General features: G+C 35.1%; 15 protein-coding genes. 8 read left to right on the top strand and 7 right to left on the bottom strand.

The window, feature by feature from the left end:
* The 4 genes from DFQ05_RS04480 to prfB form a co-directional block, all read right to left on the bottom strand.
* Nucleotides 1-1884: a DUF294 nucleotidyltransferase-like domain-containing protein gene (locus DFQ05_RS04480; RefSeq protein ID WP_132703974.1), complete on the bottom strand. Its 1884-nt coding sequence runs from the start codon at nt 1882-1884 to the stop codon at nt 1-3.
* A gap of 59 nt (nt 1885-1943) precedes the next feature.
* Nucleotides 1944-2441: a hypothetical protein gene (locus DFQ05_RS04475; RefSeq protein ID WP_132703972.1), complete on the bottom strand. Its 498-nt coding sequence runs from the start codon at nt 2439-2441 to the stop codon at nt 1944-1946.
* The gene (gene arsC / locus DFQ05_RS04470; RefSeq protein ID WP_132703970.1) at nt 2438-2779 is read right to left on the bottom strand and encodes an arsenate reductase (glutaredoxin); all 342 of its coding nucleotides are present in this window, start codon (nt 2777-2779) and stop codon (nt 2438-2440) included. The genes DFQ05_RS04475 and arsC overlap by 4 nt, the downstream gene beginning before the upstream one ends.
* 52 nt (nt 2780-2831) lie before the next feature.
* Nucleotides 2832-3933, bottom strand: a protein-coding gene (gene prfB / locus DFQ05_RS04465; protein ID WP_132703968.1) for a peptide chain release factor 2 whose coding sequence is annotated in 2 segments (ribosomal slippage) — nt 2832-3869 and nt 3871-3933 — 1101 coding nt in all. Because the reading frame shifts where the segments join, the coding sequence is not laid out codon by codon here.
* A 105-nt stretch (nt 3934-4038) separates the two neighbouring features.
* On the opposite strand from prfB, the gene DFQ05_RS04460 reads away from it, so the two are divergent.
* Together DFQ05_RS04460 and DFQ05_RS04455 are read left to right on the top strand one after the other, a co-directional pair.
* A complete protein-coding gene (locus DFQ05_RS04460; protein WP_132703966.1) occupies nt 4039-6450 on the top strand; it encodes a zinc-dependent metalloprotease in 2412 nt (803 codons plus the stop codon).
* A gap of 133 nt (nt 6451-6583) precedes the next feature.
* Nucleotides 6584-7603, top strand: a complete 1020-nt coding sequence (locus DFQ05_RS04455; protein ID WP_132703964.1) for a threonine aldolase family protein — start codon at nt 6584-6586, stop codon at nt 7601-7603.
* Between the two features lie 162 nt (nt 7604-7765).
* Here DFQ05_RS04455 and DFQ05_RS04450 read toward each other — a convergent pair whose 3' ends face one another.
* Complete coding sequence (locus DFQ05_RS04450; protein ID WP_132703962.1) at nt 7766-8077, bottom strand: YbaB/EbfC family nucleoid-associated protein; 312 nt, start codon at nt 8075-8077, stop codon at nt 7766-7768.
* Nucleotides 8078-8155: 78 nt separating this feature from the next.
* On the opposite strand from DFQ05_RS04450, the gene DFQ05_RS04445 reads away from it, so the two are divergent.
* The 3 genes from DFQ05_RS04445 to capB all read left to right on the top strand — a co-directional run bounded on the left by DFQ05_RS04445 (nt 8156) and on the right by capB (nt 12792).
* Nucleotides 8156-10216 carry a S9 family peptidase gene (locus tag DFQ05_RS04445; protein ID WP_132703960.1) on the top strand — a complete coding sequence of 687 codons (2061 nt, stop codon included), beginning with the start codon at nt 8156-8158 and terminating at the stop codon, nt 10214-10216.
* A gap of 71 nt (nt 10217-10287) precedes the next feature.
* Complete coding sequence (gene capA / locus DFQ05_RS04440; RefSeq protein ID WP_132703958.1) at nt 10288-11325, top strand: cysteate synthase; 1038 nt, start codon at nt 10288-10290, stop codon at nt 11323-11325.
* A gap of 207 nt (nt 11326-11532) precedes the next feature.
* Nucleotides 11533-12792 carry a cysteate-C-fatty acyltransferase gene (gene capB, locus DFQ05_RS04435; RefSeq protein ID WP_132703956.1) on the top strand — a complete coding sequence of 420 codons (1260 nt, stop codon included), beginning with the start codon at nt 11533-11535 and terminating at the stop codon, nt 12790-12792.
* Between the two features lie 67 nt (nt 12793-12859).
* Here the strand turns inward: capB and DFQ05_RS04430 are convergent, their stop codons facing one another.
* Nucleotides 12860-13978, bottom strand: a complete 1119-nt coding sequence (locus DFQ05_RS04430; protein ID WP_132703954.1) for a GTP cyclohydrolase — start codon at nt 13976-13978, stop codon at nt 12860-12862.
* An 8-nt stretch (nt 13979-13986) separates the two neighbouring features.
* Nucleotides 13987-14979 carry a transporter gene (locus DFQ05_RS04425; protein ID WP_132703952.1) on the bottom strand — a complete coding sequence of 331 codons (993 nt, stop codon included), beginning with the start codon at nt 14977-14979 and terminating at the stop codon, nt 13987-13989.
* A gap of 105 nt (nt 14980-15084) precedes the next feature.
* On the opposite strand from DFQ05_RS04425, the gene DFQ05_RS04420 reads away from it, so the two are divergent.
* Genes DFQ05_RS04420 through DFQ05_RS04410 form a run of 3 tightly spaced genes read left to right on the top strand, consistent with a single transcriptional unit; the run spans nt 15085 to nt 19131 of the window.
* Complete coding sequence (locus tag DFQ05_RS04420) at nt 15085-15366, top strand: DUF4834 family protein (protein ID WP_132703950.1); 282 nt, start codon at nt 15085-15087, stop codon at nt 15364-15366.
* Between the two features lie 30 nt (nt 15367-15396).
* Entirely contained in the window at nt 15397-17841 is a 2445-nt protein-coding gene (locus tag DFQ05_RS04415) for a YfhO family protein (RefSeq protein WP_132703948.1), read from the top strand.
* Nucleotides 17842-17847: 6 nt separating this feature from the next.
* Entirely contained in the window at nt 17848-19131 is a 1284-nt protein-coding gene (locus DFQ05_RS04410) for a glycosyltransferase family protein (RefSeq protein WP_132703946.1), read from the top strand.
* The last annotated feature ends 6 nt before the right edge of the window (nt 19132-19137 follow it).

Below are 19137 nucleotides of genomic sequence, written 5' to 3'. Positions count from 1 at the left end.
CTAGAGTAATTGAGAGAGTTTAAAGCGTGTTGTAATTAGGTCTTGAATGTTTTTAACGGCTTTAAAACTGCGTTTTAGGCGAAGTCGATTTCTTTTGTCTAAAGATTCTAAATCTATAAAACGCCCAGAATCTTTATTTTCTAAACCTTGTTTTGTTCTAAAATGTAGTAAGTCTTTAAAGGCATCAACACAAAATAGATAAGTATCTTTATTTTGTGGTTCCAATTCCGCTAGTTTTTCGTAACGTTCTATCGTATTATTTACGGACTTAATATTATACGAAAGTATCAGTAATCTAGCAGCATCCACCAATGGCATCATTGCTCTAGCCTTTATGTCAAAAAAATCTTTGTGTGCGCCATCGGCTTCTACTAAAAATTGTCTAAAAAAACTTAGTGGTGGAGGATTTTGAAGGGCATTTCTACCAAGATAAGTCAGAAAGATATCATTAGAATCTATACTCTGAAAAATACGTTCTGATAACTGTTTTACTAATGTTTTGTCTCCATATACATAGTCATAATCAAAAAATATGGTGCAAAGCATTAAATTGTTTTGATCTGGTGTTGTAATCCATTTATGAAACTGATTGCCCCATTCTGTTAAAGATAAACACCATTTTGGATTATTGGCCATCATTTCTGCGGGACATAATTCAAAACCTACGGTTTCTAAATTGGTATTAATTCGCTTGGCTAGCTCAAGAAAATAAAATTTGGTAGCCTCAAGAGCTGTATCATCTACGTCCTCAAAAACAAGAGCATTATCTTGGTCTGTAAGCAACAACTGCTCTTGTCGACCTTGACTGCCTATTGATAACCAGGCAAATTTAGATGGTGGTTTGGTAGGCATCTTTAAAATTGCTATATCTATTATTCGTTGAGTTATAGCATCATTTATTGAAGAAATAATTCTTGCAACAAAATCAATAGGAATATTTTGGTCTAAATATCTTCTTATTAAATCTTGAGCACGATTTCTAATGACCTTTAATTGTTCTGATGACTTACTCCTTCTCACTTCTTTTATTAGTGCAGAGGCATTGTGTTCTCTTAAAACTATAATATCGTGTTCGGATAAAATACCTATAAGTTTAGTATTTGCCGTTCCATCTTCTGTAATACACAAGTGGGTAATTTTATGACGTAGCATGGCAATTTGTGCTGCTGCCACGGTAATGGTTTTTGGATAGGTAATTACCGGAGATGACATAATTGAAGACACTAAATCGTTAATGTTATACTTTCCAGTCGCAATTTTTGTCCGTAAATCCTTATCTGTTATAATACCAATTGGTCTTTCTTGTTCTACAACAACTATAGAGCCTACGTGATTATCGGTCATAATTAAAGATGCTTCTTTAACTGTTGTTGTTATAGAACATGTAATAGGATGTTTTGAATAATCTGCGGACTGTAAATCTGAGTATAAAGCATTACTAGTTAGAATTGCCGAATCCTCTGAATTATTAATCACTTTTGTATTAGCAACAAATGATTGCATTAAAAATTGACTAGCCTCGGCATTTGTAGTGATGTACGTATTTAGTAATTCGGAAGAAATACTGTATAAAATAGATTCTTCAATGGCTTTGGCTTTTAGGGTGTACGTTCCTTTTCGGATTAAGGCCCTAAGCCCAAATATATCTCCGTCGTCACAATGATCAATTAACTTATTGTTTTGGTCAAAAAGTCCGATAGCACCATCCTTAACAACGTAAAAATGCTGTTCTATGCCTTGATTAATATCAAATACAATTGAATCGTTTTCGATATAATGGACATCAACAGCATTAGAAATTGCTAGGAGTTGACTTTTGGTAAGTAAATTAAAAGGCGGAAAATCTTTTAGAAAATCATGTATGCGTAAGGCTATGGTATTCATTTTAGCAAATTAGCTAAAAAACCAAAAACGGCAAATGATAAGTGTCATATAAAAATGGGCTAGTCGTTGTTCTTGCTATCCTCTTTTTCTTCTTTTTTTCGCTTCTTTCTTTTTTTCTTTTTTCGTTCTTCTTTGTCTAATTCTTTTAAATTTTTTCCTTCAATCAAATCGTCAATTTTTTTCATGTCTGACTTAGACATTAAGCTTCTTAAATCGGCAAAGTGTTCATCCTGCATTTTTTTTAGGGCATCATCTTTTCCAATTTGTCTCTCAAAAGTTTTTTGGTTAAATAATATAAGTTTTTCAAAATATTCGGTCAAAGTTATTTTGACAATTTCCTGCTGAAACTCATCTGCATCAAGTTTGAGTAAAAATTTTGATATGAATTCTTGTTGCTTTTCTTTCATATCATTTTTAAATTTTTCTTTCTGAGTATCTGTTGGTTCTGTACTAGTTCGCGGTTGACGATTAAATCTATTTTGACGCTGACCGCCAAATTGAGCTTCGGCAATATTACTAGCCAAAATAAGTGATAATAATAGGATTAATTTTCTCATAATATCGTTTTTATAGCTTCTGCTGGTCGCCCAACAATAGCCTTATCTTTATTAATTACAATTGGACGTTCAATCAATTTTGGATATTTAACCATAGCTGTAATGATGTCTTCATCAGATAGATTTTTTCCTTTGTAATCGCTCTTCCAAATAGCCTCATTTTTTCTTACTAAATCCAAAGGTGAAATCCCCAATTTACTGATAATGGATTTTAATTCCAAAACAGTAAGTGGATGGTCTAGGTATTTAATAACTTCAAATTCACTATTAGCGGCCTCCAAAAGTTGTAGACCTTCTCTAGATTTCCGACATCTCGGATTGTGTAAAATTTGTATCATATTTATTTTCCTTGAAAACGAGAATCTTATTTTGTTAAACTCTTTTAATCAATTACTGTACCGAATCTTTTTGACCCATCATCATCAAATATTCCTTTAAAAACGCTTCGATATCGCCATCCATAACGGCATCGACGTTCCCTGTTTCGTGCCCAGTCCTAACATCTTTAACCAATTTATAAGGATGCATCACATAGTTACGTATCTGGCTTCCCCATTCAATTTTCATCTTTCCAGCTTCAATATCTTCACGTTGTGCCATTCGTTTTTGTAATTCTATTTCATAAAGTTGAGACTTCAACATTTGTAAAGCACGTGCTCGGTTATCGTGTTGCGAACGCGTTTCGGAGCACTGAATTTGAATTCCCGAAGGCTTATGCAATAGCTGCACTTTTGTTTCGACTTTATTGACATTTTGTCCACCAGCACCGCTTGAACGTGCTGTTGTGATTTCGATATCCGCGGGATTTATTTCAATCTCAATAGAATCATCCACCAAAGGATACACATAAACCGAAGCAAAACTCGTATGGCGTTTGGCATTACTATCAAAAGGTGAAATACGTACCAAACGATGTACACCATTTTCACCTTTAAGCCAACCAAAAGCAAACGGACCTTCAATTTCTAGGGTCACAGTCTTAATTCCAGCGACATCACCATCTTGAAGGTTAAGCTCTTTTATTTTAAAACCACTTTTTTCGGCATACATCATGTACATACGCATGAGCATACTTGCCCAATCGCAACTTTCGGTGCCGCCTGCACCAGCAGTAATTTGTAAAACTGCACTTAACGAATCGCCTTCTTCCGAGAGCATATTTTTAAACTCCAACTTTTCAATGGCGTTTACGGCTTTTTCATAACGCTCTTCAACGTTTTCCATTGGTGCCTCATCTTCTTTGAAAAACTCGTAAATAACTTCTAAATCTTCGAAGAGTGTTTTGGCATTTTCAAAATCATTGACCCAACTTTTTTTCTCGCGAAGCGATTTCATTACGGCTTCTGCCTTTTTAGAGTCGTTCCAAAAATTTGGGTCGAAGGTTTGCTCTTCTTCGTTGGTAATTTCTATGCGTTTGGCATCTAAGTCAAAGATACTGTCTCAGTGTGTCGAGACGGGAATTAAGTGCTTTTATTTGGTCTGAAGTAATCATCAATCATCAATTTCTGCAAATATAATAGGATGCTTTAAAGTCTTGCTGATTTTGAAGGAAATTTTTAGAAATTCCGTAGTTTTATGTCGCTTAAAAAAATCAACTATGAAACACCTTATAAAACTCACTTTTCTTTTTTTGTTTTCCACATCTATTCAAGCTCAAGTTACCAATAAAAAAGATCTGAAAGCTTATGAAGGGTATTTTGATTTTTATTATGAAGAAGCTACTGATAAAATTTATCTAAAAGTTGAAAAGCTGAACGACCAATTTCTTTATGTGAATTCTCTCGCTTCTGGTGTAGGTAGTAACGACATAGGCTTAGATCGAGGACAATTGGGTAACGAACGTGTGGTTTATTTTCAAAAAGCAGGAAATAAATTATTGCTAATTCAGCCAAATTTAAAATTTCGTGCAAATACCGATAACGAGTTAGAAAAGAAAAGCATAGAACAAGCTTTTGCGAAGTCCGTTTTATTCGGATTCAAAATATTAGAACAAAAAGACGGCGCATTTTATGTTGATTTTACGCCATTTTTAATGGAAGATGCACATAATGTTTCAGAACGTTTAAAAGGTAGAGGCGAAGGCACTTACAAAATAGATGCATCAAAAAGCGCATTAGCTTTAGAACGCACAAAAGCATTTCCTAAGAATGTAGAATTTGAAGCCATGCTAACCTTTAAAGGAAATCCTACAGGTCGAAATCTTAGAAGTGTAACGCCAACACCAACATTAGTTACAGTGACGCAACATCATTCATTTATAGAATTACCAGATGATAATTATAAACCAAGAATTTTTGATACGCGTAGCGGTGCGATTTCTATGAGTTATATGGATTATGCAACACCAATTCAAGACGATATTAGAAAACGCTTTATTATTCGTCATCGTTTGGAAAAGAAAAATTCAAATGATAAAGTGAGTGAAGCTAAAGAACCCATTATTTATTACCTCGACCCAGGAACGCCAGAACCAGTGCGTTCTGCATTGTTAGAAGGTGCGCGTTGGTGGAATGAAGCTTACGAAGCTATTGGTTTTAAAGATGCATTTCAGGTTAAAATGCTACCCAAAGACGCAGACCCAATGGATTGTAGATACAACGTGATTCAATGGGTGCACAGAAGTACACGTGGTTGGAGTTATGGCGGCAGTGTGGTTGACCCAAGAACTGGAGAAATCATTAAAGGTCATGTGAGTTTAGGAAGTTTGCGGATTCGTCAAGATTTTATGATTGCGCAAGCCTTGATGAACAAGCCTTTTGCTGAGCGTGATGATAATTACCAACCAATGTTAGACATGGCATTGGCACGTATCCGTCAATTAAGTGCTCACGAAGTTGGTCATACCATTGGTTTTGCACATAACTTTGCAGCCAGTGCCAATAATCGCGCTTCGGTTATGGATTATCCGCATCCACAAATTGAACTTAAAAACGGAAACATAGATTTCAGTAACGCTTACGCGACAGGCATTGACGATTGGGATAAAGTCACCGTAGCTTATAGCTATTCTGAATTTGATAAGAACGCAAATGAAAAAGCTGAATTGCATAAAATTTTGAAAAGAGCAACTGAAGAAGGTCATCGTTTTATCACAGATTCTGACGCTCGTGCAGCAGGTGGCGCACATGCTACGGCACATTTGTGGGACAATGGCAAAAGTGCTGCTGAAGAATTAAATGCTGTTTTAGAATTACGCAAACAAGCCATAGCAAATTTTTCTGAAGATAATATCAAGAGTTACGAGCCGTATTCGGTTTTAGAAGATGTGTTTGTGCCGCTTTATTTTTATCATCGTTACCAAACCGAAGCCGCGACTAAGGTTATAGGTGGATTTGATTATAATTATGCGGTTAAAGATGGTGAAGAGTTTACGGTGAAACCTGTTGACGTTAAACTTCAAAAAGAAACTTTGGACGCTGTTTTAAAAACGCTTTCGGCTGAAAACCTTGCCATTCCGAAGAATAAATTGAGTTTATTTCCGCCACGAGCATTTGGTTATGGTCGCACAAGAGAATCTTTTAAAGGAAAAACGGGTGTTGCTTTTGACCCGTTTAGTGCTGCTAATACCGCAAGCGATATGACTTTAAAATATCTATTGCATCCTGAGCGTGCTAATCGTTTGGTGTTGCAGAAGAGTTTGGACGATACACAAATTGATTTGAATACAGTATTGGATATACTTACAAAAGAAAAGGCTTTTATCGTTCATAAAGACAATTACCTGAATGAAATCCAAAACATGATTAATAAGAATATTTTAAAATACTTGATGAATTTAGCTACAAATGACAATTCTTATTTCCAAGTGAAATCATTAGCAAAAAAATATATAAACTCAATCAGCGAAGTTTTCAAAAAATTTCCAGAAGAATTTAAATACTCTGAAGAATATTTGTCTTTAATTGAAGAATTTAAAGAACACCCAGAAAAATTCAAATTAGATGCAGCACCAAAAATTCCTGATGGTTCACCAATTGGAAGTGGTTTTTGTGAGTATAATCAGTATTAAATTAAATCGACACGAATTCCACGAATGTTTATAAATATGATTTTTAGTATTCCATTCGTGTAAATTAGTGCTATTCGTGTCAAAATAAAACTTAGTTTAACAAAATAAATTCCGGTTTTTACGGGAAATAAATATGATAATAGACCTAAGAAGCGACACCGTAACCAAACCAACCAAAGGCATGTTAGATGCCATGCTATCCGCAGAAGTTGGTGACGATGTATATAAAGAAGACCCAAGTATTAATGTTTTAGAGCAACGCTTAGCCGATATGTTTGGCATGGACGAAGCCTTATTTTTCCCAACAGGAAGTATGGCCAACCAAGCCGCCTTAAAATTACATACCAATCCAGGTGAGCAAGTGATTTGCGATAAATACGCCCATATTTATAATTATGAAGGTGGCGGCGCATCATTTAATAGCGGAATCTCATGTAAATTGGTAGATGGTCATCGTGGAATGTTCACAGCAACACAAGCGGAAGCATCTATAAATCCACCAGATTTTTATCACAGTCCGCTAACTTCATTAATAGCTGTTGAAAACACCACTAACAAAGGCGGAGGTGCATGTTGGAACTTTGAAGAACTTAAAAAATTGAGACGCGTAGCAACAAAACACGATTTAGGCTATCATCTTGATGGTGCACGTTTGTGGAACGCTTTAATCGCAACAGGACAGTCGCCAAAACAATATGGCGAATTGTTCGATACCATTTCAGTCTGTCTAAGTAAAGGTTTGGGTTGCCCAATGGGTTCGGTTTTAATTGGTAATTCTGAATTGATGAAAGGTGCCATCCGTGTTCGTAAGATTTTAGGTGGCGGAATGCGACAAGTCGGTTTTGCAGCAGCAGCAGGGTTATATGCTTTAGATAATCATTTTGAAAGACTTGCCGACGACCATAAAAAAGCCAAAGAAATAGGTGAGGTGTTGCGTCAACATTCAGACATAGAAAAAGTAGAGCCAATTGAAACCAACATCATAATTTTTGAATTAAAATCGCATATCGATGAAGCTGAATTTCTAAACAAGCTGACTGAGCAAAACATCAAGATTATTGGAATGGGAAGCAATAAGCTGAGAATGGTAACGCATTTGGATTATACAGATGCGATGCATGAGCGGGTTCTAACTATTTTGAAAAGCTTGTAGTTTAAATTAAAAAGACCTCACAGGTTTTAAAAACCTCTGAGGTCTAAAATTATATGTTAGATGCTGAATCAAGTTCAGCATGACAAACTATTATAAGGTACTGTTACGACACAACAGTGAACAGATTTTCCCCTATTGGGAAATGTCCGCAGGACAATGGGGCTACAATCCAGGAATATTCGGCATACCTTCTTTAGCAACTGCCGCCAATTCTGCTTCATTTACGGCAGTAGCACGTTCAATCGCTTTATTCAGAGTTAAGATTAAGTAATCTTCGAGCATTTCCTTATCCGTTAATAATTCTTCGTCTATTTCTAGAGATTTTATCGTTCTGTTTGCCGTAATCGTTACCTTCAGTTTGTTGTCATTGCTGGCTTCATCTAACAAAACGCTATGCAAACGTTCTTTGGTTTCTTCAACTTTCTTTTGGGCTTCTTTCAATTTATTCATCATGCCCATCATATCTCCAAACATATATAGTCTATTTTAAATTTTATGAGATGCAAAATTAGTAAATTGCGCCTCTTTTTATTTTAAAATCGTCTTAAAAGAATGGCTGAAACATTTAACGTAAAACCTCCAATTGCAAAAAAGATTCCTTTCAAACTGACAAAACATAACGATGTTAGGGTCGATAATTATTTCTGGATGGCTAATAGAAAAGACGAGGATGTGGTTAATCATTTAAACGCAGAGAACGCTTATTGCGATGCGATAATGGCACATACAAAAGACTTTCAGAAAGATTTGTTTGAAGAAATGAAATCCAGAATTAAAGAGGATGATGAGTCTGTGCCTTACAAATACAATGGCTATTGGTATATCACCAAGTTCGAAAAAGGAAAAGATTACCCAATCTACACGCGCAAGAAAGAGACATTAGAGGCAGAAGAAGAGCTGCTTTTTGATTGTAATAAAATGGCCGAAGGGCATAGTTATTTTAAGCTTGTGGGTATATCTATAAGTCCAGATAATACCACAGTTTCTTATGGCTTGGATGTAACAGGAAGACGTAACTACACGATTTATGTAAAAGATTTAGATAGCGGCGAAATTAAAGAAGACCGAATTGAATATACCACAGGTTCTTCAAGCTGGGCGAATGATAATAAAACCTTGTTCTACACTAAAAAGGATAAAAAAACGCTAAGGTCATTTCAAATCTATAAACATAGACTTGGAGAAACTAAAGACCAACTTGTTTTTGAAGAAGGCGATGATACGTTTGGGGTTGCTGTTTATAAGTCTAAATCCAGAAAATACATCATCATTGCTTGCTACAGTACGCTTACTAATGAATACCATATACTAAATGCAGACAACCCTGATGGTAAGTTTAAAAAGTTTAGTTCTAGAGTTCGTGGACTAGAATATAGCATAGCACATTACGACTCCCATTTTTATATTTTAACGAATAAAGACAAAGAGTCAAACTTTAAACTCATGAAAACCCATGAGTCCAAAACAGAGATGGAATATTGGGAAGAACTCATACCACATCGACAAGAGACGCTTTTAGAAAATGTCGATATTTTTAAAGATTACTTAGTTTTAAGCGAACGTACTAATGGCCTAAATCAACTCCGTATTATGCGATGGGATGGAAGTGATGACTACTATCTGCCTTTTAATTCAGAAACCTACACATGCTACACAGATACCAATGTAGATTTCGATACGGATATCTTGCGTTATGCCTATAATTCTATGACGACACCAACCTCTGTTATTGATTTTAATATGAAAACAAAGACTCAGGTTGTAATGAAAGAGCAAGAAGTTTTAGGTGGAACATTTAACAAAGAGAATTATGTCGAGGAACGTTTATGGGCAACTGCAGAAGACGGAACAAAAATCCCCATGTCTGTAGTTTATAAAAAAGGATTAAAAAAAGACGGAAATAACCCGTTGTTGCAATATGCGTATGGGTCTTACGGCTCAACGGTAGACCCTTATTTTTCTACGATTCGATTAAGTCTTTTAGACAGAGGTTTTATTTATGTGATTGCGCACGTTAGAGGTGGCGAATATTTAGGACGAAATTGGTACGAAGATGGAAAACTTTTAAAAAAGAAAAACACGTTTAGAGACTTTATTGCCTGTTCCATTCATTTAATAAAGGAACGCTACACATCATCAAAACACCTATATGCAATGGGCGGAAGTGCAGGCGGTTTGTTAATTGGTGCAGTAATTAATGAAGCTCCAGAATTATATAATGGGGTTGTTGCCGCTGTTCCTTTTGTCGATGTTGTAACAACTATGTTAGACGATTCGATTCCGTTAACAACAGGCGAGTATGACGAATGGGGAAACCCAAATGATAAATTATTTTACGAGTACATGAAATCTTACTCGCCATACGACAATATTAAACCAACGGCCTACCCAAATATACTAGTCACTTCTGGTTTGCACGACTCTCAAGTACAATATTGGGAACCAACTAAGTGGGTTGCCAAGCTAAGAGAATTAAAAACCGATGCAAATAAACTGTTGTTACGAACAAATATGGATGCTGGTCATGGTGGTGCTTCAGGACGATTTGAGTCCTTAAAAGAAGATGCTGAGGAGTTTGCTTTTCTATTAGACCTTGAAGGAATTAGGGCTTAATCCAAAAAAATATTGTAATTTTGCGCGGTTTTAGGTAGCATTTTATATATTGTTACTTGTAAATATCGATTATGACAAAAAGTAAACACGTTTACGATAATGTGCTTCAACTCATAGGAAGTACGCCGCTAATTAAATTAAACAAGGTTACAGAAGGTTTCGAAGGCAATTTTTATGCTAAGGTAGAAGCTTTTAATCCAGGTCACTCATCAAAAGACAGAATAGCACTTCATATTATAGAAGAAGCTGAACGCCAAGGTATTCTTAAGCCAGGTGATACTATCATAGAGACAACATCCGGCAATACAGGATTTAGTATTGCAATGGTTAGTATCATTAAAGGTTACGAATGTATTTTAGCAGTAAGCTCAAAATCTTCTCCAGATAAGATTGACATGTTAAAGTCAATGGGAGCAAAGGTTTACGTTTGCCCTGCTCATGTAAAAGCAGATGACCCACGTTCTTATTACGAAGTAGCAAAACGTCTGCATTCTGAAATAAAAGGTTCGGTTTATATCAACCAATATTTTAATGTGTTAAATACAGAGACACATTATAAAACTACAGGGCCAGAAATTTGGGAACAAACTGAAGGAAAGATTACACATTTAGTTGCGTGTAGTGGAACAGGAGGTACGATTTCTGGTATTGCAAGATTTCTAAAAGAACAAAATAAAGATATTAAAATTATAGGTGTTGATGCTTATGGTTCGGTATTAAAAAAATACCATGAAACACGTGAGTTCGACGCTAATGAGATTTACCCATATCGAATAGAAGGTTTAGGTAAAAACTTAATTCCTACAGCTACAGATTTTGATGCTATAGATAAATTCGTAAAAGTTACGGATGAAGAAAGTGCACATTCAGCGCGAGAAGTTTCTAGTAAAGAAGGATTATTTGTAGGTTATACAAGTGGCGCTGCCTTACAAGCCATTAAGCAGTTGAATGACGACGGTGAGTTTAAGCTCAATGACAACATAGTAGTCGTTTTTCCGGATCACGGTTCTAGATATATGAGTAAAGTTTACAACGATAAGTGGATGGAAGACCAAGGCTTTTTTGATTCTAAAACTGAAATGCAAGCAGCTATTGAGTACATCAAGTAGCCAGCTAAATATGCCACTAAAGATATACCCTTCGGAATTTCTGAAGGGTTTTTTATGTTTAAAACTTGGTGAATATAAAGACCAAATAAATTATGCAATCATAATATTTTGCCTTAATTTTGCTGAGTTAAGCTAAACTAATTTTAACAAAAAATTAATAAATCAAATTCAAAGTAATTTGGTTTACATGATTTCGAAAGCGATAATATGAAGGATTTATTCGAAAAGATTTACAGAGACAAAGGGCCGCTAGGAAAATGGGCATCACAAGCTGAAGGTTACTTTGTTTTTCCTAAGCTTGAAGGACAAATTTCTAACCGAATGATGTTTCAAGGTAAGGAAGTTATTACATGGAGTATTAACGATTATTTAGGGCTTGCTAATCATCCAGAAGTTCGTAAAGTAGATGCTGAGGCCGCAGCAGAATATGGTTCTGCTTACCCAATGGGAGCGCGTATGATGTCAGGTCATACAGATTTACACGAGCAACTTCAGAACGAATTGGCAGCATTTGTAAATAAAGAAGCTGCTTATCTTTTAAATTTTGGTTACCAAGGTATCATGTCAACTATTGATGCTTTAGTTGGTAAGGACGATATTATTGTATATGATGTAGATGCACATGCCTGCATTATAGATGGTGTGCGTCTTCATATGGGTAAGCGTTTTACTTACAAACATAATGATGTAGAAAGTTTAGAGAAAAACTTAGAGCGTGCAACAAAAATGGCAGAGCAAACAGGAGGCGGAATTCTTGTGATTTCTGAAGGTGTTTTTGGTATGCGTGGAGAACAGGGTCGTCTTAAAGAAATCGTTGAGCTTAAGAAAAAATTTAATTTTAGATTCTTGGTTGACGATGCTCATGGTTTTGGAACGTTAGGTGCAACCGGTGCTGGAGCAGGAGAAGAACAAGGCGTACAAGATGATATAGATGTGTACTTTGCAACATTTGCTAAATCAATGGCAAGTACAGGTGCATTTATTGCTGGTGATAAAGAAATCATCGATTATTTAAAATATAACTTACGTTCTCAAATGTTTGCGAAGTCATTGCAAATGACATTGACAAAAGGCGCTTTAAAGCGTTTAGATATGTTAAGAACGATGCCAGAACTAAAACAAAACCTTTGGAAGATTGTAAATGCTTTACAATCGGGTTTAAAAGAACGTGGTTTTGATATAGGAACAACGCAGAGTTGCGTAACTCCAGTCTATTTAAAAGGAAGTATTCCAGAAGCCATGGCTTTGGTTAGAGACTTAAGAGAAAATCACGGAATCTTCTGTTCTATAGTAGTTTATCCTGTAATACCTAAAGGGTTAATTTTATTAAGAATGATTCCTACAGCGACACATACATTACAAGATGTTGAAGAAACTCTTGATGCTTTTGATGCGATTAGAGAGCGCTTAGATAATGGTACTTATAAACGCATGTCAGCTGCTTTAATGGCTGCAATGGGCGAATAGAATACCTCTAAAGAACATAAAAAAGGCTACAGGTCACTGAGGATTCTCGAAGTGTGGTAGCCTTTTTTTATAGGTATTTCTTAAATGTTTTTCTGCGTTTATACACGACAGGGTCAAAGTGCTTCCAAATTTTATGAATAGCCTCATTATCTTCTAGTTCTGGCGTGCGGTAACACATTTCTATACCTTTGGCAGTAAAGGTTTCGTACATTTCGTTAAAAATAACGGCATGTACGCCTTTGTTTTGGTAATTAGGATGTATGCCAATTAGGTAAAAAATTACGTCTTTGCTATTTTTCTTTGCTTTTAAAATATGTCTAAATCCAAAAGGAAAAAGTTTGCCCTTTGCTTTTTGAAGAGCTTCAGCAAATCTAGGCATTACAATAGCAAAGCCTATAAGATTGTCATCATCGTCAACAACGAACTTGATGTATTCTGGATTAACAAAGCTTATAAACTTCTTTTTGAAGTATTCTTTTTGAACATCAGTAATTTCAACAAAAGACGATAATGACGCATAGCTTTTATTAAACAAATCAAACATGCGGTCTGCGTAAGGCATAACTTCATTTGTTTTTGTAAAACTCAAAGCTCTTAGCTTATATCGTCTTTTAATAAGTTCTTGCGCCTTTTTAAAAAACTCGGGTTTTACGTTGGCAAAAGGAAATTTACTTTCGGAATATTCTTTCTCTACGGTAAAACCATGTGCCTGATAATGCTTTACATAATACGGATGATTGTACCACGTTATCATGGGTGCAATGCTATCGAAACCTTCAGTCATTACACCAACTTTATCTAAATTTGAAAAACCTACAGGTCCTTCGGTGTATTTCAGTTGATGCTCTTTACCAATCTTTTCAACGACATTCAGTAACGCTTTGCTAACCTGTAAATCATCAATAAAATCGAACCATCCAAAACGCATTTTCTGGATATCTTGGTTTTTAATTTCTAGCCAGTTAATTATTGCTGCTATACGACCGACAATTTCACCATTTTTGTAAGCCAGGAAAAATCGAGCATCTGCATCTTTAAAAACAGGATTCTCATTTTTATTAAAAGTTTTTAACTCTTCACTAATAATAGGAGGAACCCAGTATTTAGAGTCTTTGTAAAGTTTAAAAGGAAATTTTACAAAATGCTTCATTTCCTTTTTAGAAACCGCTTCTTTAATTTCAATCATGCAGTTGGTTATATATTGTCAGAATCGAAATCCGTATTTTTCTTTTTACGCTTCTTTTTACGGTTAGATGTATCTGTTTTATCTTCAACATTACCGCCATTATCAATTTTCTTGTCTTTATGCCAGTCTAAACGATAAGAAGCTCCAAAAGCAATATTAAAGACTGAAGGGGTATCTTTTGCATTAAAAGCAATATTTGCATCTAATTGAAAGTTTTTGGTCCATAAATAAGCGCCACCAAATCTAAAAATATTATCGGCATAGAAATCGCTTTGAATCCCTTGCGCTTCACCAAATAACACCCATTGGTCAGAGAACGAATGTGTTAATGTTAGTATGTATTGAAAGTCTGAATAATCGGTACCTATTCTATCTTTTAAAAAGTTCATAACAAAAACCCAACCTCCAGCAAAATTATTCTGGGTTGCTATCATAATTTTTGGACTAAAACCGCCATCAACAGATTGTGTAAATGGCGTGTAAGGTACAAATGGATTGTTTTTACTATCGATATTAGCACCAAGGTAAACCGCAACAGCAGGAATTAAAGATTTCCATTTAAATCTTCTATTAGCATGATAACTGTATAGGTTTGGTTTTTCTTCTTCAGCATTTTTGTATGGGTCGTAAACTAGATATTTAGCGCCTATTGTGAAGCTTCTAAAATTTGACCGAGAATCTTCAAAAGGAATTGCCGATGTGTTACTGGTAAATGTATCATTTTGAAAGGTGCCTTCTACATTTACTTCTAATTCTTCTAATAATAGTCCAAACCTGGCAGCAAAGTCGACACCAAAACCAGATATTTCATAATTTAAAGGCGTATGCTCTTCTTTTACAGTATAGCCTCCTAATTCAAACTGTAAAACATTAGTTCCGACAGAAAAAGCAGCCTTAGATACACCTGGTCTATTAGAGTTAATAACATCCGTGTATTGAGCTAAAATGGGCAAAGTTGCTAACATGGTTAGCATTGTAAAAAACGGCTTTAATCTTTGCATGGTCTTATAGTTAGATTTCAAATATAGAGATTTTATACTTTTTTTATAGATTATTAACGGATTATAAATGATGTTAATTGTATTTTTGAATTATAATACTGTTATATGATTTTTACCTTATCTGTCGTAGGATTAGCCAGAACTATTTTATGGATAATAGCCATATATTTTATAATTAAAATACTTTCTAGATTATTAGCACCTTTTTTAATACGATTTGCTGCGCGAAAAATGGAAGAGAAGTTTGGGCAACAGTTTAACCAACAGTATAAGCAAGATAACCCTAAGCGAAAAGAAGGCGAAACCGTAATAGATAAAATGCCAAACGATAATAGCCAATCAAATAAAAAGGTTGGAGAATATATCGATTACGAAGAAATTGATTAATTTTCGGCTTAATTCTATTATCTATTTTCCATGTTTATTTACGTGAAGCGATTTCTACCGCATTTATTAATTTTAATAGGTTTTGTTGTTTTATCATTAGCATATTTTAGTCCTGTTTTACAGGGTAAAAAAATATTTCAGAGTGATATTATGCACTATATAGGCATGTCTAAGCAACAGGTCGATTTTGCAGAAGAACAAGGCGAAGAAACCTACTGGACAAATAGTGCCTTTGGTGGTATGCCGACCTATCAATTAGGTGCAAAATATCCACATAATTATATAAAGAAGTTAGATTTAGCGATTCGGTTTTTACCGCGACCAGCAGATTATTTGTTTTTATACTTCATTGGGTTTTACATCCTTCTATTAAGTTTAAAAGTAGATTTTAAACTCGCCGCTCTGGGTGCATTAGCATTTGGGTTTTCGACATACCTAATTATAATTCTGGGTGTTGGGCACAATGCCAAAGCCCACGCGATTGCCTACATGCCTTTGGTTTTATCAGGTATAATTTTAACATTTAGGGAAAAGTATATTTGGGGTTTTCTGTTAACAACAGTGGCGTTGGGTCTAGAAATTGTAGCTAATCATTACCAAATGACCTATTATTTGTTGTTATTGGTTATAGTATTAGGTCTAGCATATTTTGTAGATGCCTACAAAAAGAAACAATTACCTCATTTTTTTAAATCTGTTGGGTTATTAGCAATAGCAGCTATTTTGGCTGTTGGTTTAAATGCGACCAATATTTTAGCGACTCAAGAGTATGTAAAGGAGAGCACACGTGGTAAGAGTGATTTAACAATTACGGCTAACGGAGAGCCAAGAGAAGTTAAAGAAGGTTTAGACCCAACTTATATTACGGAGTATAGTTATGGTTTGGCAGAAACTTTTAATCTATACATCCCCAAATTTATGGGTGGCGGAAGCACAGAAGATGTTGGGAAAGAATCTGCAACTTATAAAGCGTATATTAACTTAGGAGCATCACCAATTGATGCTATTGAAGCCTCCCGCAATGCACCAATGTATTGGGGCGACCAAACTATTGTAGAAGCACCAGCCTATGTAGGCGCTGTAGTTATTTTTCTCTTTGTCCTAGGATTATTTCTTGTAAAAGGCCGATTAAAATGGTGGTTAGTAGGCGGTACCATACTCTCTCTTTTACTGTCTTACGGAAAAAACTTCAGCCTACTTACCGATTTCTTTATTGATTATGTGCCACTTTATAATAAGTTCCGTGCGGTAAGTTCTATTCAGGTTATTTTAGAATTATGTATTCCTGTTTTAGGTGTATTCGCGCTGGTAAGGCTTTTTAATGATTTTCAGAAAAGAGAAGAGAAGGTAAAGGCATTAAAATATTCAGTTTTAATTTGTGGAGGATTAGCTCTGATATTGCTGTTGTTTCATTCATTTTTATTCAATTTTGAAGGTACAAGAGACGACCAATATGCTCAAGCCTATGGACAAGCTTTTGTAGATGCTTTAGTGTCCGATAGAAAAGCGTTGTTGGTAGCGGATACGCTGCGAACGTTGATTTTGGTATTATTATCTGCAGGTGCTATTTTCTACTTTTTGAAAGAAAAACTATCCGAAAAAGTATTAATTATAGTTTTTGGGGTTCTTATTCTTTTTGATTTAGTTTCGGTAGACAGAGAATATGTAAATACAGATAATTTTGTGTCAGCACGTCAAGTAGATAAACCTTATCAAGTTACAAAGGCAGACCAACAAATTCTACAAGACCAAGGTCATTTTAGGGTTTTAGATGTTACAAGACAAGGACAGCAACAGCCAGCACGCGCAGCCTATTTCCACAATTCGTTAAGTGGTTATCATGCCGCAAAACTACATAGGTTTGATGCATTAATGGATTTTCATATTTATAACAATAACACCGAGGTTCTAAATATGCTTAACACAAAATATGTATTGGTCGAAGACCAAGCAGGTAGGATAGAAGCATCTACACAATACACAAAACCTAATGGGAATGCTTGGTTTGTTACTAAAATAAATAGTGTTGAAAATGGCGATGCAGAGATAGGTGCTTTAGACAGTTTAGACACAAAGAATGAAGCTGTTATTTTAAAATCTATTTCCGAAGCGTTTCAACTAAAAAAGAGCTATCAAAAAGATAGCTTAGCTGCGATAAAATTAATTCGTCATAAACCGAATGAATTAATCTATGAGTCCAAAAACACAAATAAAGGATTTGCAGTACTTTCAGAAATGTATTATTACAAGGGTTGGAATGCCTACATTGATGGCGAATTAGTACCTCATGTCCGTGTAAATTATGCATTACGCGGATTAGAAATTCCATCAGGCACGCACACCATTACCTTTAAATTTGAGCCACAAGTAGTAGAAACTGGAAGTAAAATTGCTTTAGGAAGCTCTGTTTTGTTAGGCATACTTTTGCTTTTAGGTGGGTTATTGCAGTTTAGAAAACAGAAGTCGACATCTTAGCTAGGTATGGGCGACAAAAAAGTACTTATTATTACCTATTATTGGCCACCAGCCGGAGGTCCAGGTGTACAACGTTGGTTAAAGTTTGTAGAATATTTGCCAGACTTTGGTATTAAGCCTATAGTTTACCATCCCAAAAATCCAAATTACCCTATAACAGATAATAGCTTGTTGGACGAGTTGCCTACTGATTTAACGACTATTAAAACACCAATAAAAGAGCCTTATGGGCTAGCTAAACTAATATCAAGAAAGCACACGAAAACTATTAGCTCCGGACTAATTCCTGATAAAAAAAAGCAGACGTTTTTAGAAAAAATAATGCTTTTTGTGCGTGGTAATTTCTTTATTCCAGATGCTAGGAAAAATTGGGTAAGACCATCAGTGGATTTTTTATCGGATTACATAGCAACTCACAATATCGAAACCATTATCACCACAGGACCACCGCACAGTCTGCATCTCATAGGGCTAAAATTAAAAGAAAAATTAAGTGTTAATTGGTTAGCCGATTTTCGCGACCCTTGGACAACAATAGGATACCATAAATCTTTGAAACTACTAAAATCTTCGAAACTTAAACATGAGAAATTAGAGCTCGACGTACTAAATAATGCCGATAGAATACTAGTTACCAGCAACCATACCAAGAATGAATTTCAAAGTAAAACTAAGACACCTATATCTGTAATTACAAATGGTTACGACACCAATTCTATTATGATTAATGAAAAAGACAAGGCGTTTACAATATCTCATATTGGCTCTTTACTTTCAAACAGAAATCCAAAAATATTATGGGAGGTATTTTCAGAACTGATTACTGAAAATGAAGTATTTAAACAAAATTTCCGGTTAAATTTGGTCGGTGTGGTCAGTGATGTCATCATCAATTCTATAAAGTTTTACGGATTAGAAGATTATACAAAATTAGTCGGGTATGTCAGCCATAATGAAGCTATTCGATATCAAAAAAAATCGCAGTTATTACTATTAATTGAGATAGATTCTGAAGACACAAAAGCTATTATTCCGGGTAAATTATTTGAATATATGATTTCTGAAACGCCTATTTTAGCCATTGGACCAAGGGACTCGGATGTTGAGCAAATCATCACTTCTACAAACTCGGGCAGTTATTTTAGATACACAGATAAATCAGAACTAAAAAAGCAAGTTTTGTATTACTTTGAAGCTTATTTAGAAGGAAATCTAAAGTCAAATCCTATAGGTTTACAAAAATACAGCCGTAAGGCATTAACAAAAACGCTTTCAGAACTTTTAATGTAAATTTAA

Source organism: Winogradskyella wandonensis (assembly GCF_004346845.1).
In the GTDB taxonomy this organism is placed as follows: domain Bacteria; phylum Bacteroidota; class Bacteroidia; order Flavobacteriales; family Flavobacteriaceae; genus Winogradskyella; species Winogradskyella wandonensis.
The sequence above is the reverse complement of the archived record's forward strand: the minus strand, read 5'-3'. Positions and strand labels throughout refer to the sequence as shown.

Excerpts from the sequence above, each read along its gene's own strand:
- DFQ05_RS04460 (WP_132703966.1), top strand. The coding sequence starts at position 4,039 with ATGAAACACCTTATAAAACTCACTTTTCTTTTTTTGTTTTCCACATCT.
- capA (WP_132703958.1), top strand. The coding sequence starts at position 10,288 with ATGACAAAAAGTAAACACGTTTACGATAATGTGCTTCAACTCATAGGA.
- DFQ05_RS04410 (WP_132703946.1), top strand. The coding sequence starts at position 17,848 with ATGGGCGACAAAAAAGTACTTATTATTACCTATTATTGGCCACCAGCC.
- DFQ05_RS04430 (WP_132703954.1), bottom strand. The coding sequence starts at position 13,978 with ATGATTGAAATTAAAGAAGCGGTTTCTAAAAAGGAAATGAAGCATTTT.
- DFQ05_RS04425 (WP_132703952.1), bottom strand. The coding sequence starts at position 14,979 with ATGCAAAGATTAAAGCCGTTTTTTACAATGCTAACCATGTTAGCAACT.
- DFQ05_RS04475 (WP_132703972.1), bottom strand. The coding sequence starts at position 2,441 with ATGAGAAAATTAATCCTATTATTATCACTTATTTTGGCTAGTAATATT.
- DFQ05_RS04480 (WP_132703974.1), bottom strand. The coding sequence starts at position 1,884 with ATGAATACCATAGCCTTACGCATACATGATTTTCTAAAAGATTTTCCG.
- DFQ05_RS04450 (WP_132703962.1), bottom strand. The coding sequence starts at position 8,077 with ATGTTTGGAGATATGATGGGCATGATGAATAAATTGAAAGAAGCCCAA.
- capB (WP_132703956.1), top strand. The coding sequence starts at position 11,533 with ATGAAGGATTTATTCGAAAAGATTTACAGAGACAAAGGGCCGCTAGGA.
- DFQ05_RS04445 (WP_132703960.1), top strand. The coding sequence starts at position 8,156 with ATGGCTGAAACATTTAACGTAAAACCTCCAATTGCAAAAAAGATTCCT.
- DFQ05_RS04415 (WP_132703948.1), top strand. The coding sequence starts at position 15,397 with ATGTTTATTTACGTGAAGCGATTTCTACCGCATTTATTAATTTTAATA.
- DFQ05_RS04455 (WP_132703964.1), top strand. The coding sequence starts at position 6,584 with ATGATAATAGACCTAAGAAGCGACACCGTAACCAAACCAACCAAAGGC.
- DFQ05_RS04420 (WP_132703950.1), top strand. The coding sequence starts at position 15,085 with ATGATTTTTACCTTATCTGTCGTAGGATTAGCCAGAACTATTTTATGG.
- arsC (WP_132703970.1), bottom strand. The coding sequence starts at position 2,779 with ATGATACAAATTTTACACAATCCGAGATGTCGGAAATCTAGAGAAGGT.